General features: G+C 59.1%; 16 protein-coding genes. 11 read left to right on the top strand and 5 right to left on the bottom strand.

Annotated features, from left to right (window positions below):
• Positions 1-193: 193 nt before the first annotated feature.
• The gene (locus FHT84_RS14655) at positions 194-475 is read right to left on the bottom strand and encodes a DUF2188 domain-containing protein (RefSeq protein WP_112344101.1); all 282 of its coding nucleotides are present in this window, start codon (positions 473-475) and stop codon (positions 194-196) included.
• A 241-nt stretch (positions 476-716) separates the two neighbouring features.
• On the opposite strand from FHT84_RS14655, the gene FHT84_RS14650 reads away from it, so the two are divergent.
• On the top strand, positions 717-1,814 hold the full coding sequence (locus tag FHT84_RS14650) for a calcium:proton antiporter (RefSeq protein WP_113251105.1): 1,098 nt from the start codon (positions 717-719) through the stop codon (positions 1,812-1,814).
• A gap of 141 nt (positions 1,815-1,955) precedes the next feature.
• On the opposite strand, the gene FHT84_RS14645 is transcribed toward FHT84_RS14650, so the two are convergent.
• Positions 1,956-3,158, bottom strand: coding sequence for a pyridoxal phosphate-dependent aminotransferase (locus FHT84_RS14645; protein ID WP_113251104.1), 1,203 nt, complete (start codon positions 3,156-3,158; stop codon positions 1,956-1,958).
• A 516-nt stretch (positions 3,159-3,674) separates the two neighbouring features.
• Here FHT84_RS14645 and FHT84_RS14640 point away from each other — a divergent pair.
• From FHT84_RS14640 to FHT84_RS14625, 4 genes are all read left to right on the top strand, one after another.
• Complete coding sequence (locus FHT84_RS14640; RefSeq protein ID WP_113251102.1) at positions 3,675-4,820, top strand: PQQ-dependent sugar dehydrogenase; 1,146 nt, start codon at positions 3,675-3,677, stop codon at positions 4,818-4,820.
• A gap of 107 nt (positions 4,821-4,927) precedes the next feature.
• Positions 4,928-5,818 carry a DMT family transporter gene (locus FHT84_RS14635; protein WP_112344105.1) on the top strand — a complete coding sequence of 297 codons (891 nt, stop codon included), beginning with the start codon at positions 4,928-4,930 and terminating at the stop codon, positions 5,816-5,818.
• Positions 5,819-6,315: 497 nt separating this feature from the next.
• On the top strand, positions 6,316-6,531 hold the full coding sequence (locus tag FHT84_RS14630; RefSeq protein ID WP_004116423.1) for a cold-shock protein: 216 nt from the start codon (positions 6,316-6,318) through the stop codon (positions 6,529-6,531).
• Between the two features lie 147 nt (positions 6,532-6,678).
• On the top strand, positions 6,679-7,113 hold the full coding sequence (locus FHT84_RS14625; protein WP_113251101.1) for a BA14K family protein: 435 nt from the start codon (positions 6,679-6,681) through the stop codon (positions 7,111-7,113).
• 64 nt (positions 7,114-7,177) lie between these two features.
• Here FHT84_RS14625 and FHT84_RS14620 read toward each other — a convergent pair whose 3' ends face one another.
• The gene (locus tag FHT84_RS14620; protein WP_113251151.1) at positions 7,178-7,822 is read right to left on the bottom strand and encodes an MBL fold metallo-hydrolase; all 645 of its coding nucleotides are present in this window, start codon (positions 7,820-7,822) and stop codon (positions 7,178-7,180) included.
• Between the two features lie 248 nt (positions 7,823-8,070).
• Between FHT84_RS14620 and FHT84_RS14615 the strand changes: the two genes are divergently transcribed.
• The 6 genes from FHT84_RS14615 (at position 8,071) to FHT84_RS14590 (ending at position 12,919) form a co-directional block, all read left to right on the top strand.
• Positions 8,071-8,703, top strand: a complete 633-nt coding sequence (locus FHT84_RS14615) for a DUF1236 domain-containing protein (protein ID WP_113251100.1) — start codon at positions 8,071-8,073, stop codon at positions 8,701-8,703.
• 249 nt (positions 8,704-8,952) lie between these two features.
• The gene (locus FHT84_RS14610; protein WP_112340719.1) at positions 8,953-9,216 is read left to right on the top strand and encodes a hypothetical protein; all 264 of its coding nucleotides are present in this window, start codon (positions 8,953-8,955) and stop codon (positions 9,214-9,216) included.
• 456 nt (positions 9,217-9,672) lie between these two features.
• Positions 9,673-10,143 carry a MarR family transcriptional regulator gene (locus FHT84_RS14605; RefSeq protein WP_210260745.1) on the top strand — a complete coding sequence of 157 codons (471 nt, stop codon included), beginning with the start codon at positions 9,673-9,675 and terminating at the stop codon, positions 10,141-10,143.
• Between the two features lie 76 nt (positions 10,144-10,219).
• Complete coding sequence (locus tag FHT84_RS14600) at positions 10,220-10,921, top strand: response regulator (RefSeq protein ID WP_112340717.1); 702 nt, start codon at positions 10,220-10,222, stop codon at positions 10,919-10,921.
• Between the two features lie 22 nt (positions 10,922-10,943).
• Entirely contained in the window at positions 10,944-12,326 is a 1,383-nt protein-coding gene (locus FHT84_RS14595; protein WP_112340716.1) for an ATP-binding protein, read from the top strand.
• Between the two features lie 11 nt (positions 12,327-12,337).
• Positions 12,338-12,919 (top strand): DUF1349 domain-containing protein, encoded by a 582-nt coding sequence (locus tag FHT84_RS14590; protein ID WP_112340715.1) that lies wholly within the window; start codon positions 12,338-12,340, stop codon positions 12,917-12,919.
• A gap of 191 nt (positions 12,920-13,110) precedes the next feature.
• Here the strand turns inward: FHT84_RS14590 and FHT84_RS14585 are convergent, their stop codons facing one another.
• Both FHT84_RS14585 and proC read right to left on the bottom strand, forming a co-directional pair.
• Positions 13,111-13,452 carry a tRNA-binding protein gene (locus tag FHT84_RS14585; protein WP_113251099.1) on the bottom strand — a complete coding sequence of 114 codons (342 nt, stop codon included), beginning with the start codon at positions 13,450-13,452 and terminating at the stop codon, positions 13,111-13,113.
• Positions 13,453-13,468: 16 nt separating this feature from the next.
• A complete protein-coding gene (proC, locus tag FHT84_RS14580; protein WP_183762947.1) occupies positions 13,469-14,308 on the bottom strand; it encodes a pyrroline-5-carboxylate reductase in 840 nt (279 codons plus the stop codon).
• Between the last annotated feature and the right edge of the window lies 1 nt (position 14,309).

Raw genomic sequence — 14,309 nt, 5'->3', positions numbered from 1 at the left:
GAAGGCCATCGGCGATATCTGCACACTTTACTCACCCACAGAATGCCAAAACTACTTTAAAGCCGCCGGATACGTCTGAATGCACGTTGCTCTAGAGTAATTCCAAGAAAAGCGCATAACGGTTTTCCGTCCGGAATTGCGGAAGAGCAAAGAGACAGGACGGTTTGGTGAATCCGTGACGCGCTGAACCGCGCTAGGCACCAGGCGCCGTATCGATCGGCGGAAAATGCCTCTGGCCGTCGAGAACCTCCGTTTCCGGACGGTCGCCGCCGTCGGCATATTCCTCATGCCATTTGCCGCTTTCGTCCTGCCAGCTGATTTCGGCCGAGTCGCCGCCGACTTGCTGTTCAGCCGCAACGATCCGCGCGGCCTCCACAGCTTCGGAATGCGTGGGAAACGCCTCCGAATACACATCGCGGAAGCGATAGGCCCACCCACCGTCATGCGGCACGATTTCGTAAACGACCTTGACCATTCAAACCTCCTTCTCATCTGCCAAGACCTCTGAATCCGGACTTTGCCGGCAGGATCGCGTGCATCTGAGACGGGTTTCGAGGATGCCGCGGCATTTTGGTTGGGCAGACCTATTCGTGCAGTATTCCATTAAACCGCGCCAACTGCAAATTTCGGCTCCTGCTTGGGCGCTTGATGTGCGAAATCATTGCCTTAGAGTGCAACCGTGAATCGGCGCAAAGGTTGGGACAAAGGTCGGGAAAGTGGTCGCAGCAAAATGGCTTAGGCAGGAAAAAGCCCTGTTGGTCGCATTGGCAATTGCCGTCATTGCCTATGTCGGCGAGCATTCCGTGCTCGAAATGGGACAAGCTGCATCGATGATCGCGGCGGCGGCATTGATCGCAACGATTGTGCTGGCTTCCATGCGCGTCGCCCATCACGCCGAAACCCTTGCCGTCAAGGTCGGCGACCCCTATGGCACGATGATCCTCACCCTGTCGGCTGTCGCCGTCGAAGTCATCATCCTCGCCATCATGATGAGCGGGGAAAGCTCGCCGACTCTGGTGCGCGACACGATCTACGCTGCCGTCATGCTCGATATCAACGGCATCCTCGGTCTCGCCGCTCTTCTTGGCGGCCTGAAACATGGCGAACAGCCCTACAATGATGATTCGAGCAAGACCTATGGCGTGATGATCCTGACAGCCATGGGCATTTCGATGATCGTGCCGGAATTCATTCCCGATGCGAAATGGCATTATTATTCCGCCTTCACCATCGTCGCGATGATTGCGCTCTATGCGCTGTTCCTGCGCATGCAGGTCGGCAAGCACAGCTATTTCTTCAGCTACAGCTATCCACGCACCGAGAAGAAGCATGCGGCAGCCGAAGAAGATCACGACAACGAATCCACCGCCACCTCGATCGCCACCATCCTGATCGGCGTCGTGCTGATCGGCTTGCTGGCGGAATTCATGTCGGCTTTCATGGATACCGGCCTCAAGGGCACGGGAGCACCGCCCGCCATCGCGGCCATCGTCGTCGCGGCGATTTCGGCGGCTCCAGAAATCCTGACGGCATTGCGGGCAGCCCTGCGCAATCGCATGCAGGCAACGGTCAATATCGCGATGGGCGCCTCGCTATCGACGGTCATCCTGACGGTGCCCGTCATGGAGGCGATTGCGCTCTATACCGGCCAGCCCTTCATCATGGCCATGGCGCCGGTGCAGACGGTCATGGTGATGATCACGCTGATCGCCGCCGCCATCAACCTCAACGATGGCGAAACCAATGCCATCGAGGGCATGACCCATTTCATTCTCTTCGCCACTTTTATCATGCTGACAGCGCTCGGACTTTGATTCCGCTTTCAAGGACTTGCGCCGACGGGCCGATTCAAATTGCGAAGCGCTTGAATCAGTTGATGAAGCTGAAACCGGCAGCCTGAATGTAAAAAGCCCGCCATCTCTGGCGGGCTTTTCAATTGAACGATTATGGGCCGCTTACTTGCAGGCGCCGCAGAAGCGCTGGATGCGGCGGCAGGCTTCCTCGAGCAGCTCTTCCGAGGTCGCATAGGAGATGCGGAAGTTCGGACCGAGGCCGAAAGCCGAACCGTGCACGACGGCCACACCTTCCGATTCCAGCAGCTCGGACACGAAGTCCTCGTCCGTCTCGATGACTTTGCCGCTCGGAGCCGTCTTGCCGATCAGGCCGGCGCAGGACGGATAGACGTAAAAGGCGCCTTCCGGAACCGGGCAGGAAATGCCCTTCGCCTGGTTCAGCATCGATACGACGAGATCGCGGCGACCTTCGAAGATCTTCTTGTTGCGCGGAATGAAGTCCTGCGTGCCGTTCAATGCCTCGACGGCTGCCCACTGGGCAATCGAGGTGGCCCCCGAGGTCTGCTGACCCTGGATCATGTCCATCGCCTTGATGAGCTGCAGCGGGCCGGCTGCATAGCCGATACGCCAGCCGGTCATGGCATAGGCCTTCGAGACGCCGTTCATCGTCAGCGTGCGGTCATAGAGGCTCGGCTCGACTTCGACCGGCGTGGCGAATTTGAAATCGCCATAGGTCAGGTGCTCGTACATATCGTCGGTCAGGATCCAGACATGCGGATGCTTGACCAGCACGTCCGTCAGCGCCTTCAACTCGGCATGCGAATAGGCAGCGCCCGACGGGTTGGACGGCGAGTTGAACATGAACCACTTGGTCTTCGGCGTGATCGCCTTTTCGAGGTCGGCCGGCTGAAGCTTGAAGTTGTTGGCCTGCGTCGTGGCGACGAAAACCGGCGTACCGCCGCACAGCGACACCATTTCCGGGTAGGAAACCCAATAAGGCGTAGGGATGATGACTTCGTCGCCCGGGTTCAGCGTCGCCATGAAGGCGTTGAACAGGATCTGCTTACCACCCGTGCCGACGATGGTCTGCTCCCAGGTGTAATCGAGATTGTTCTCGCGCTTGAATTTGGCGGCGATCGCCTTGCGCAGTTCCGGGATGCCGGAGATCGGCGTGTACTTCGTCTCGCCGCGATTGATCGCGTCGATGGCGGCCTGCTTGATATTATCTGGCGTATCGAAATCCGGCTCACCGGCGCCGAGGCCGATCACGTCGCGTCCTTTTGCTTTCAGCTCGCGCGCTTTCTGGGAAACGGCGATGGTGGCAGAAGGCTTTACACGGGAAAGAGCGTCGGCAAGAAAGGCCATGGTGATCGGTCCTATTCGGTTGAAAATGGCAGAAAGCCTGCGGACCAGTTTTCTGCGCTAAGCTCTATGTCGAATATGGACCGCCGTTTCAAGCACAAAGGCGTCACAGTGGCTTTATTTCATGGCGTTCAGGACCGTCCGCGCACCCTTTTCTTACCCAGCTAGAGGCATGGTCGAGAGAGCACGCCTCACTTTTGCTCGGGTAGCATCGACCGCAGCCAGGCATCACTAAACTGTCCGACCTTGAATCATCACGCGAAGCACCTGAATCAAACTCTGAAGACAGTGGAAATTTCCAATATAGATCAGATACTTCTCCGACATTGGCTTCTCCCGCCGCTCGTCCGGCGCCTCTTGCATGGGAAATACTCCGCCTGCAGACAGGATCGGCAGATCCAAAAAGCGTCCTTTCGCCGGAAGCAGGAACACAAAGACGTTATCGGTTCCGCGGTCAGGCTTGAATGGCAGTCGAACGGTCCCACCTTGCAAAAGCGAGCCTATGGGGAGGTCAAACACATGCGCACTGCCGGAACGGGATTTTCGATGACCTTGATGGCCTGCGCCCTGCTGACGGCAACGTCGGCGCTTGCCGAACCTGCAGAGACCATCAAGACGCAAAAGATAGACGTGAAGGTCGAAGCAATCGCCACAGGGCTCGAACACCCCTGGGCGGTCGAAGTGCTGCCGGATGGCGCCTATCTGGTCACCGAACGCCCTGGCCGCATGCGCCTTATCCGCGATGGCAAGATCTCCACTCCCCTATCAGGCCTGCCCGAGGTCTATGGGCGCGGTCAAGGCGGCCTGCTTGATGTCGCGCTCGACCCGAAATTCGCCAGCAACCGCACCCTCTATTTTACCGCCTCGGTGGCGGGCGACGGCGGGAGCGGCACGGCCGTCTTTCGTGCCCGGCTGTCGCAGGACGAAAAACAGTTGACCGATGTGAAGCGTATTTTCCTGATGAACAAGCTCTCGCGCGGCAATATCCAGTATGGCTCGCGTATCGCGATTGCCCGCGACGGCAGCCTCTTCGTCAGCCTCGGCGACCGTGGCCAACAGGACCGCGCCCAGGATTTTCAGGACGACGCCGGCTCCATCATCCATATCGAGGCCGACGGCAGCATCCCCGCCGACAATCCGTTCAAGGACGGCAGGCGTGCCTTGCCGGAAATCTGGTCCAAAGGCCATCGCAATCCGCAGGGCATCGCGTTCGACAGCCAGACGAACAGGCTCTATACGGCAGAGCACGGCGCAAGGGGCGGCGATGAGATCAACACGCCCGAAGCCGGCAAGAACTACGGCTGGCCAGTCATCTCCTACGGTGTCAATTATTCCGGCACAAAAATCGGCGTCGGCACAGCAAAGGCCGGCATGGAACAACCCCGCTTCTATTGGGATCCTTCGATCGCGCCCGGCGCCATCGCCGTCTATCGCGGCAAGATGTTTCCCGAATGGAACGGCGATTTCCTCGTCACGGCCCTGAAGTTCGAGCTGCTCTCACGGCTGAGCCAGGACGGCAAGGGCAGGATTGGCGAGCGAGAACGCATGTTCGACGGCAAATTCGGCCGCCTGCGCGATATCACGGTCGCACCCGATGGCGCCCTGTTGATCACCACCGATGAAGAGGATGGTGCGCTCCTGAGGGTTTCGAGGGCTGCAGGGTAATTCCAAGCGCTCCGCATTTAACACCATTCGCCCTTGTCCGGCGCAAAAGCAGCTGCTAACGGTCGCCTTACTCCTTCCTCACTTCCTCCCCTTCACGCAGGATGCAGATGTCTCGCATACAGGCGAATTTGTTGTTGTTGCTTGCCGCCGCAATCTGGGGCGGCGGTTTCGTTGCGCAATCGACAGCCATGAAGGCGATCGGTCCCTTCTGGTTCATCGGCCTCAGATTCGCCGTTGCCACGATGGTCGTCCTGCCTTTCGTTTGGATGGAAAAAAGGAAGGCCGCAAAGCCGCTGACGCCTCGCAACTGGCTCTCCTTTTTGCTGATCGGCGTCACGCTTTTCGGAGGTGCCGCGACCCAGCAGATCGGGCTTCTGACGACGACAGTGACGAATTCGAGCTTCATAACCGGTCTTTACGTGGTCTTCGTACCGCTGATTGCCGTTATTTTCCTGCGCCGGCCGCCGCATTGGATCATTTGGCCGGCGGCTTTGATGGCGCTCTGCGGCATCTATCTGCTGTCGGGCGGCTCCTTCTCACGCCTGACAACAGGCGATTTCCTGACCGTCATCTGCGCGCTCTTCTGGGCGGCGCAAATTACCCTTGCCGGCTCGGCCGTCAATGAAACCGGCCGGCCACTTGGTATTTCCGCAACGCAGTTTGCCGTCACCGCCGTTCTCGCCCTGGCCGTCGCGGTCGCCGTCGAACCGATCAGCATCGCCGATATAAGGGCAGCGCTTGGCGAGATCCTGTATGTCGGCATCTTTTCATCCGGCCTGGCCTTTGCGCTGCAGATCATCGGCCAGCGCTACACGACCGCCCCCCAGGCTGCGATCTTCCTGTCTTCGGAAGCATTGTTCGGTGCTTCGCTCGGCGCCTTGCTGCTGGGCGAAACCATGGGTCCGCTCGGCTATGTCGGCTGTGCCCTGATGTTTACCGCGATGCTTGCAGTCGAACTCGTGCCGGAATTAACCCGCCGTCGCCATGCCACGGCGTAAAAAAGCCCTGAAATGCGTGCTTCCGTCGGCTTTCAGCAGACTTTGCCGAAATTTTTCGGAACAATCGAAAATGAGCGCTCACACCCGTCGATTTGGGAAAATTTCATCAAAACTATATCGCGAGCGATGGAAAAACCTTGGAAACTTGTTTCAAAGAGGGAAAATTTGCGAATCGCAATAACACAATCGCATTACGCTAGTGTGCCTCTTGCGACACGTTAAAAAACTTTTGCTTGCCAATTTGCCATAAACACAGCACTCTCAACGGTGTTCGGGCATTTTTAGAGCATGGGAAGTCCTAATAGAATTGCGCGCCGGAAACGCTAATATTCCGGTCAGCTTGATCGAGAAGCGGGGTGGCAAACATCGCATCGAGATCATGCCGAGTTACGGGGACCTTTTCCTTCACAATTCGAGAACTGCCTGCAAGCGCCCGCAAGGGCAAAGAAGTAATGCTGCCCGTGTGGATGGTGGGCAGAGAGAAAAGGACCTGAGGCATGGCCGAGACTGGCACTGTAAAATTTTTCAATACCGATAAGGGCTTCGGTTTCATCAAACCTGACAAGGGTGGCGCGGACATCTTTGTACACATTTCTGCAGTTCAGGCTTCTGGTCTGGCTGGATTGTCGGAAAACCAGAAGGTAAGCTTCGACACGGAACCGGATCGCCGCGGCAAGGGACCGAAGGCCGTCAATCTGCAGATTGCCGGCTGAGACGCCTTTACGGCTATCAATTCGAGTTGAGGCCCGGCAGCGATGCCGGGTTTTGTCATTCAGTCTGCATTCAGTTTGCCGCGTATAGTCTGCCTGCCATGAAAGAGCGGGAATGAAAGTCCTCCCGCTTCCTTAGAGGATAGGCCAATGACCATATTCGGCAAAACGCTTGTCATGTCCGCCGTCGCCGCGGCACTGACGGTAACGTCCATGAGCGCCGCGTCCGCTGATGAATACTGGCGTCATCACAACCGCGACGGTTGGGCGCTCGGCGCTGCCGGGCTGGCGACCGGCCTGATCGTCGGCTCCGCCATCGCCAGCCAGCCACGCTATGTCGAACCTGCACCGGCCTATGTCGAGCCCGGTTACGACGCGCCTCCCCCGGCTTACTATTATCGTCCCCCTCCGCGCCGCGTTTATGTCGAGCGGGATGTGAGCTACTACGCGCCGCCGGTTTCCGGCCTCCGCCCTTGGTCCTCCGCCTGGATGCGCTATTGCTACGACCGCTATAGAAGCTTTGACGGCCGCTCCGGCACCTATGTCGGCTATGACGGCATGCGTCACTTCTGCACCGCCGACTGACTGGCGATCGGCCATTAACCTCATATGACGAAAAACCAAAGCGCCGCTTCCGAGCGGCGCTTTTTTATAATCCTCGCAGGAAAGGATTGGTGCGGCGCTCGTCGCCGATCCGGCTGCCCGGGCCATGACCGCAGATGAAGCCGACCTCGTCACCAAGCGGGAAGACCTTGTCTCGGATCGATTCCAGCAGCTGCTGGTGATTGCCGCCAGGCAAATCCGTTCTCCCGATCGAGCCGTTGAACAACACGTCACCGAGATGGGCAAAGCCCTGCTTCCTGTTGAAATAGATGACATGGCCGGGTGCGTGACCGGGGCAATGGAACACCTCGAACTCATGCTCGCCGAAAGAGAGCTTGTCGCCCTCCTTCAGGAAGCGGTCCGGCACGACATTGCGCACGCCGGCAATGTTGAACATCTTGCCCTTGGCTTCGATGTCCTCCAGCAGGAAACGATCGTCCTCATGCGGACCGATCACTTCGATCCCAAGCGCCTCGCGCAGCTCGTCGGCGCCGCCGGCATGATCGATATGGCCGTGAGTCAGCCAGATCGCCTTCAAGGTGATGCCGTTCTCGCGCACGGTCTGCAGGATGATATCGACATCGCCGCCCGGATCGACCACGACACCCTCTTTGGTCTCCGGATCGAACAGGATGGTGCAATTCTGTTCGAAGGGGGTCACCGGAATGATACCGGCCTGGAGCATGCCCATGGAGCGCCTCGTCTGTTTGATCGTCCCGCTGCGGATATAGCCGTAAACCTCAAGCAAAACAGCCCCCACCGGCTTCAAAGCGGTGCGAAAGCCGATCTCCGACCCGCAGAACGGCGAGTAAATATATAAGATTCAAATACTTAACTGTGCATTCATTCAACGATAGCGCCATCAAGACAGGCCAGCCGGAACACTGAAGCAGCCGAAACGTTGAAGGTAGGTCTTTAGAGGCCAGAAGGAGAGAACCAATGTCCTTGAAGAGAAACATGTTGCTGGCCGGTGTCATTCTTGCTGGCAGCGCGGGCTTGGCCCAGGCTGAAATGTCGGCAACCACCGCCACCGACATTGAAGTTCGCTCCGGCCCGGGCGCGGAATTCCCGACCGTCGGCATCGCAACGCGCGGATCCGAGGCCACGCTGGATGGCTGCATCGAAGGCAGCCGCTGGTGCCGTGTCGATGTCAACGGCATGCGAGGCTGGGTCTATGCCCAGTATCTCAGCGTGGAACAGAACGGTGCATCGGTGGTCGTCCAGGACCATCGCGACGATCTCGGCATTCCCACCATCACCTACGAACAGACCGATTCCGTTACGACCGGCAGCGTCCAGGCCGCGCAGCCTAGCCCGGATGACCAATTGCTCGGCCCCGTCGAGAAGGGCAATGTGGTGGCGATCACGCCGCCTGAGGAAATCCGAAGCTATATCGATGACAATCCGGTCGATACGGTCCAGCTGAACGGCGACCTGGTCGTCGGCGCCACGGTTCCGCAAAGCGTGGAGGTGCACCGGATTCCAGACTATCGGTACAGCTATGTCGAAGTGAATAACCAGCCGGTGCTGGTCGATCCAGGGACGCGTCGCGTCGTCTACGTCTATCGCTGATTCGGCCGCAAAGTCGAACAAGATGGCGAAATTGCCTTGCGGCTATCCGGCCGCAGGCGCGCATAGCGAATTTCCCCTGAAATTATTGCAGAATTCTCCCGTTTGGGTTGCCCTTCTATTTGCAGCGATCCTTGCTTGATGTAATTCTAATATCCACTGAGGATTATCGCCGCTTCCTGCTGCAGCAATCCGGGATGCGACGAGAGGGGATCCGGGAGTGTCTTCTGGAGCAATGGGAGAAGGGTAGTCATGGAAAGTTTAGGGCCTATCATCACGCAATTGATAGCCGGTGCGATCGGTGGCAACGCCGCGAGTGCCGTTTTGAAGCAGGAAGGGATAAACCTTGTTGCAAGAACGATCGCAGGTGCCATTGGCGGCCTCGGCGGCGGTCTGATCCTTAATCTGATCGGCAGCGAAGCCCTTACCGGCCTCATTGCGCAAGGCATATCCTCGCTGATCGCCGGCGGCGTGCTTTCCGCCATCGTCGGCGCGGTTCTCGGCCGCAAGTCGTAAGTTCATCAAATCGCACAGGCCGGCGGAGCAACTTGTCCGGCTTGTGCCGATTCTCATGCTGGTACACCCGGTATCGGCCCCCGCCCATCTGCGCCTCGGAATAGGGATCGCAGCGAATATCTCGACAGAGCCGCATCGAATGCCGCCATTCGTTTGCATTCATACGGCCTCTCTCCCCGCCATGCCCGCAAAGATCGCCTTCACCGTCACATCGGGGGTTGATTATCGCTTCCACCGCGCTCTATCCACGAGATGCAGCAGGGGACAATACGAGATATATTGGAATTTGGCGGGACCGCAGGTCTGATTTCCGATGCGGCAACGTCGTTTGCGCCGTGCGGCAATTGTGTGAAAACAGTCGATGGCGTAAAAATGCGTCAACGAAGCTGACATATTTTTGCATAAGTTTCCCCGATGCTCCAAAATTAGAAAGGAAGTGCCAGGGTGCCACGACAGATGAGCCAGAACGCGGCAAAGATGGAGCTGCTGGAAACACCGATGCGGAATGCGGGAAGCATCGATTTTGAGGTGATCGAGCTGCTTTTCTTCGCCTATCGCGATTTCGTTTCGGATCCGGACCAGATTCTCGTCAAGAGCGGCTTCGGGCGCGCTCATCATCGCGTCGTCCATTTCGTTAACCGCGAACCCGGCATGACTGTTGCGGACCTTCTGGAAACATTGCAGATCACCAAACAGAGTTTGGCGCGGGTTCTCAAACAATTGATCGATTCGGGTTATATTCGGCAGGTTGCCGGTCCGGAGGATCGGCGGCAGCGAAAGCTGTACCCCACGCGGGCCGGCCGCGATCTGGCTCTGGCGCTGGCCGAGCCGCAATCGCGCCGCATTGAACGGGCATTCGAAGGCGCATCGGAAGCGACGCGCGAAAGTGTGAAACGCTTCCTGAGGGGAATGCAGACCGAGAAGTGACGGCAATCCAGACCGCGGGGGCCGGCGGGAGTGCCTCATCTCAATCTATGGGTAGGACAGGATCGAGACGGATCGAATGACGACAAAAACAGCAATCTCGGATGATGCAGCACATCTTCTGGTCGTGGATGACGACACGCGTATCCGCGCCCTCCTCAACCGCTACCTGATGGAGAAGGGTTTCCGGGTGACGGCTGCCGCCGACGGCGCCGAGGCCCGCCGCAAACTGGAAGGGCTCGATTTCGACCTCATCATCATGGATGTGATGATGCCCGGCGAATCCGGGATCACGCTGACATCGAGCCTGCGCGCCATCAAGAACATTCCGATCATCATGCTGACGGCGCTTGCCGAGGCCGACTCCCGCATAGCCGGCCTCGAGGCCGGCGCGGACGATTATCTTCCGAAGCCCTTCGATCCGCGCGAGCTGGTGCTGCGCATCAACAACATACTTCGGCGCAATACTCCCGCCGATTCCCCGAAGATCGAGCTTGTCATGTTCGGCCCCTATACGTTTTCGCTGACCCGCAAGGAACTCAAGAAGGCGGCGGAACTCATCCGTTTGACCGATCGCGAACAGGAAATCATGCTGCTCTTCGCGAAGCGCGCCGGCGAGACGATCCCGCGTCACGAACTGATCGGCAGCGATGCCGAAGTGGGCGAGCGGACGATCGACGTGCAGATCAACCGGCTGCGCCGCAAGATTGAAGACGATCCGGCCAACCCTATCTGGCTGCAGACGGTGCGTGGCATAGGCTACCGCCTGAGCATAGACTGAGATCGGCCAGCGGGATCAGGCGATGGTGACTTTCGATTCGATCAGGCGCGACCAGGACCACACGCCTTCCAACGGATTCCGGTGGCTGACGCGCTGGCTGCGCCGGTATGTTCTCCCAACCGGTCTCTATGCGCGTTCGCTGCTGATCTTCATCCTGCCGATGATCATCCTGCAGGCAGTCGTCACCGTCGTCTTCATGGAGCGCCACTGGCAGATGGTGACGCAGCGGCTGTCGATGGCGACCACACGCGACATCGCCGCCATCATCAGCATCATCCAGACCTATCCGCAGGATGCCGACTATTCCGCTGTCACCCAGATGGCACGCCAGAAGCTCGATCTGGCCATTTCGATCGAACCGGGTGGTGAACTGCCGCCGCCTGCCGAAAAGCCGTTCTTCTCGATCCTGGATGGCATTCTAAGCGATGAGATCCGCGATCAGATCAACCTACCCTTCTGGATCGACACCGTCGGCAATTCCAGCCTGGTCGAGATCCGCATCAAGCTGCCCGACAAGGTGCTGCGCGTCTTCGCCAAGCGCAGCCAGACCTATGCCTCCAATACTCATATCTTCATTCTGTGGATGGTCGGCACCTCGCTGGTGCTGATCGGCATCGCCGTGCTTTTCCTGCGCGGCCAGATCCGCCCGATCCTGGCGCTGGCTCAGGCCGCGGAAAGCTTCGGCAAGGGACAGCGGCTGGAAAACTATTCCCCCCGCGGGGCCGACGAGATACGCCGCGCCGGCCTCGCCTTCATCCTGATGCGCGAGCGCATCGAACGGCAGATCGAGCAGCGCACGGCCATGCTCTCCGGCGTCAGCCATGACCTTCGGACGGTGCTGACCCGTTTCAAGCTGCAGCTCGCCCTTGTCGGCGACAATCCCGATCTTGTCGGCCTCAGCGAGGATGTCGAGGACATGCAGAGCATGCTCGAGGGCTATATGGCCTTCGCCCGCGGCGAAGCGGAGGAAGATGTCGGTCAATTCAAACTCAGCGATATCCTTGAAAAAATCCGACAGGACTTCACGCTGCATGGCAAATCCATGAGCTTCTCCATCGACGGCGACGATGAGATCTCCGTCCGGCCCAATGCCTTTACGCGCCTGGTAACCAATCTCGCCACCAACGCCCGCCGCTATGCCAACAGCCTCCGCGTCGAGGCTCGGCACAGCGCCAAATGGCTGACGATCGTCTTCGACGACGACGGACCCGGCATACCTGTCGAAGCGCGAGACGACGTCTTCAAGCCGTTCTTCCGGCTGGATACCGCGCGCAATCTCGACAAATCAGGCACGGGCCTCGGCCTTGCCATCGCACGCGATATAGCCCGCAGCCATGGCGGCAATGTCACGCTCGGCGACAGCCCGCTCGGGGGCTTGCGCGCAACGATCCGCATTCCTGCTTGAGGGGGACATTTATGCCGATCGATATTGATGGCATGCACTGGCTGAACGCACCGCCGCTGTGGGAAATGAACCAGGGCCGGCTATTCGTCCGCTCCGGCAGCAAGACCGATTTCTGGCAGGAAACCTATTACGGCTTCCATCGCGACGACGGCCATTTTCTCGGAATGCCCCGCCGTGGCGATTTCACCGCGGAGGTGACGTTCATCGGACATTATCGAGAGCTTTACGATCAAGCCGGCCTCATGGTCCGCCACGACGCCAGGCATTGGATGAAATGCGGGATCGAATATACCGACGGCGCCAAGCATTTCAGCGTCGTCGTCACCAACGGCAATTCCGACTGGTCCGCTTTCCGGCTCGATCACGACTTCGACGCCATATCCGCGCGGGTCACGCGCAACGGGGATGCCCTCTTCATCCAGTACCGCACCGACCGGATGAGCGAGTGGCGCATGGCAAGGCTCGCCTGGTTCGATCCGACGTTAGAGGACCTATTAGTCGGCCCGGCCTTCTGCTCGCCGCAGCGTGAAGGCTTCGAGGCGGAGTTCCTCCATTTCAGCCTGACCGACCCAGTATCACGGGATATTCACTGAGCGCCTTCGCCCCAGCGGGGAGAAGGTGGGCTGGAACGATTGAGCAAAGCGAAATAGCGACAGCTCGGATGAGAGGGCGGCCGAGCAAAGCGACGCAGGCTTGAGCACAAATGAAAGGCCGCTTTCCCGGCAACGCCCCTCACCCCGCGCCTACGCGCGACCCTCTCCCCGCTGGGGCGAGGGTAACACTTTCACATCATCTTCTTGCCGTTCGGCACCGGCTTGGTCACCGCGGCCAACACGATCGCGCCGGATTCGTCTTCGAAGCCGAGGGTCAGCACCTCGGAACGAACCGGCCCGATCTGACGCGGCGGAAAATTGACGACGGCCAGCACTTGCCGGCCAACAAGAGTTTCCGGCGTATAATGCACGGTGATCTGCGCAGAGGAGCGCTTGATACCGATTTCCGGCCCGAAATCGATCTTGAGCTTGTAAGCGGGCTTGCGCGCTTCCGGAAAAGTCTCCGCTTCGATGATCGTGCCGACGCGGATGTCCACCCGCTCGAAATCGCCGTAAGTGATTTCTTCCGTCATCTCTTGCCTTTAAAATTCAGCCGGCCAGTTCCTGTGCCCGTTTGCGGGCCGCTTCCAGGGCCGCATCGAACAATGGCTGCATGCCGTCTTCCGCCATCAGCACGCCGAGCGCCGCAGCGGTCGTCCCGCCGGGAGACGTCACGTTCTGGCGCAGGCGCGAAGCGTCGTCGGGAGACTGGTGCAACAGTTCACCAGCCCCCGCGACGGTTTCCCGTGCAAGCCGCATGGCGAGGTCCGCCTGCAGGCCGAGCTTCCGGCCCGCCTCCGCCATGCATTCGACGAGATAGAAAACATAGGCAGGTCCGCTGCCCGAAACCGCAGTCACCGAGTCGATGTCGGCCTCTTCAGGCACCCACTCAACGGGGCCGGACACTTTCAACAGATTGTAAACCAGCTGCCGCTGGCGATCGCTCACGTCGGCATTCGCGAAAGCCCCAGTCACGCCCCGTCCAACCATGGCGGGCGTATTCGGCATGGCTCGCACCATCGCCGCCTCTCCAAGGTGCCGTTGAAGCGAGGAGAGCGTCTTGCCCGCGGCAATGGAGACGACGACCGTCCCCTCGCCCACAAGCGATCTGAGCGGCGGCAGGACCGCATCCATGAGCTGGGGTTTGACGGCAATGAAAAGAACGCCGGCCGTCAGCCTGGCTGGAGCTTCGGTGACATGGCTGGCACCCGCATCCACGATCATTTTCCGCATCGCCTCGGCCGGATTGGGATCGACGACGATGACCGACGATCCCGGCACACCGTTCTTCAGCCATCCCGTCAGCAGGGCGCCACCCATATTCCCCGCGCCGATCAGCACGATCGGCCCGGCGGATACGAATGTATTGGCGGATGATTGACCTGTCATG

The organism is Rhizobium sp. BK289, assembly GCF_014193575.1.
GTDB lineage: Bacteria > Pseudomonadota > Alphaproteobacteria > Rhizobiales > Rhizobiaceae > Rhizobium > Rhizobium tropici_C.
The sequence above is the reverse complement of the archived record's forward strand: the minus strand, read 5'-3'. Positions and strand labels throughout refer to the sequence as shown.

Bases quoted from the DNA above. Each gene is read 5' to 3' on its own strand.
- FHT84_RS14655 (WP_112344101.1), bottom strand. From the start codon at position 475: ATGGTCAAGGTCGTTTACGAAATCGTGCCGCATGACGGTGGGTGGGCC.
- FHT84_RS14595 (WP_112340716.1), top strand. From the start codon at position 10,944: ATGGTGACTTTCGATTCGATCAGGCGCGACCAGGACCACACGCCTTCC.
- FHT84_RS14620 (WP_113251151.1), bottom strand. From the start codon at position 7,822: ATGGGCATGCTCCAGGCCGGTATCATTCCGGTGACCCCCTTCGAACAG.
- FHT84_RS14590 (WP_112340715.1), top strand. From the start codon at position 12,338: ATGCCGATCGATATTGATGGCATGCACTGGCTGAACGCACCGCCGCTG.
- proC (WP_183762947.1), bottom strand. From the start codon at position 14,308: ATGACAGGTCAATCATCCGCCAATACATTCGTATCCGCCGGGCCGATC.
- FHT84_RS14635 (WP_112344105.1), top strand. From the start codon at position 4,928: ATGTCTCGCATACAGGCGAATTTGTTGTTGTTGCTTGCCGCCGCAATC.
- FHT84_RS14615 (WP_113251100.1), top strand. From the start codon at position 8,071: ATGTCCTTGAAGAGAAACATGTTGCTGGCCGGTGTCATTCTTGCTGGC.
- FHT84_RS14630 (WP_004116423.1), top strand. From the start codon at position 6,316: ATGGCCGAGACTGGCACTGTAAAATTTTTCAATACCGATAAGGGCTTC.
- FHT84_RS14600 (WP_112340717.1), top strand. From the start codon at position 10,220: ATGACGACAAAAACAGCAATCTCGGATGATGCAGCACATCTTCTGGTC.
- FHT84_RS14625 (WP_113251101.1), top strand. From the start codon at position 6,679: ATGACCATATTCGGCAAAACGCTTGTCATGTCCGCCGTCGCCGCGGCA.
- FHT84_RS14605 (WP_210260745.1), top strand. From the start codon at position 9,673: ATGAGCCAGAACGCGGCAAAGATGGAGCTGCTGGAAACACCGATGCGG.
- FHT84_RS14610 (WP_112340719.1), top strand. From the start codon at position 8,953: ATGGAAAGTTTAGGGCCTATCATCACGCAATTGATAGCCGGTGCGATC.
- FHT84_RS14640 (WP_113251102.1), top strand. From the start codon at position 3,675: ATGCGCACTGCCGGAACGGGATTTTCGATGACCTTGATGGCCTGCGCC.
- FHT84_RS14585 (WP_113251099.1), bottom strand. From the start codon at position 13,452: ATGACGGAAGAAATCACTTACGGCGATTTCGAGCGGGTGGACATCCGC.
- FHT84_RS14645 (WP_113251104.1), bottom strand. From the start codon at position 3,158: ATGGCCTTTCTTGCCGACGCTCTTTCCCGTGTAAAGCCTTCTGCCACC.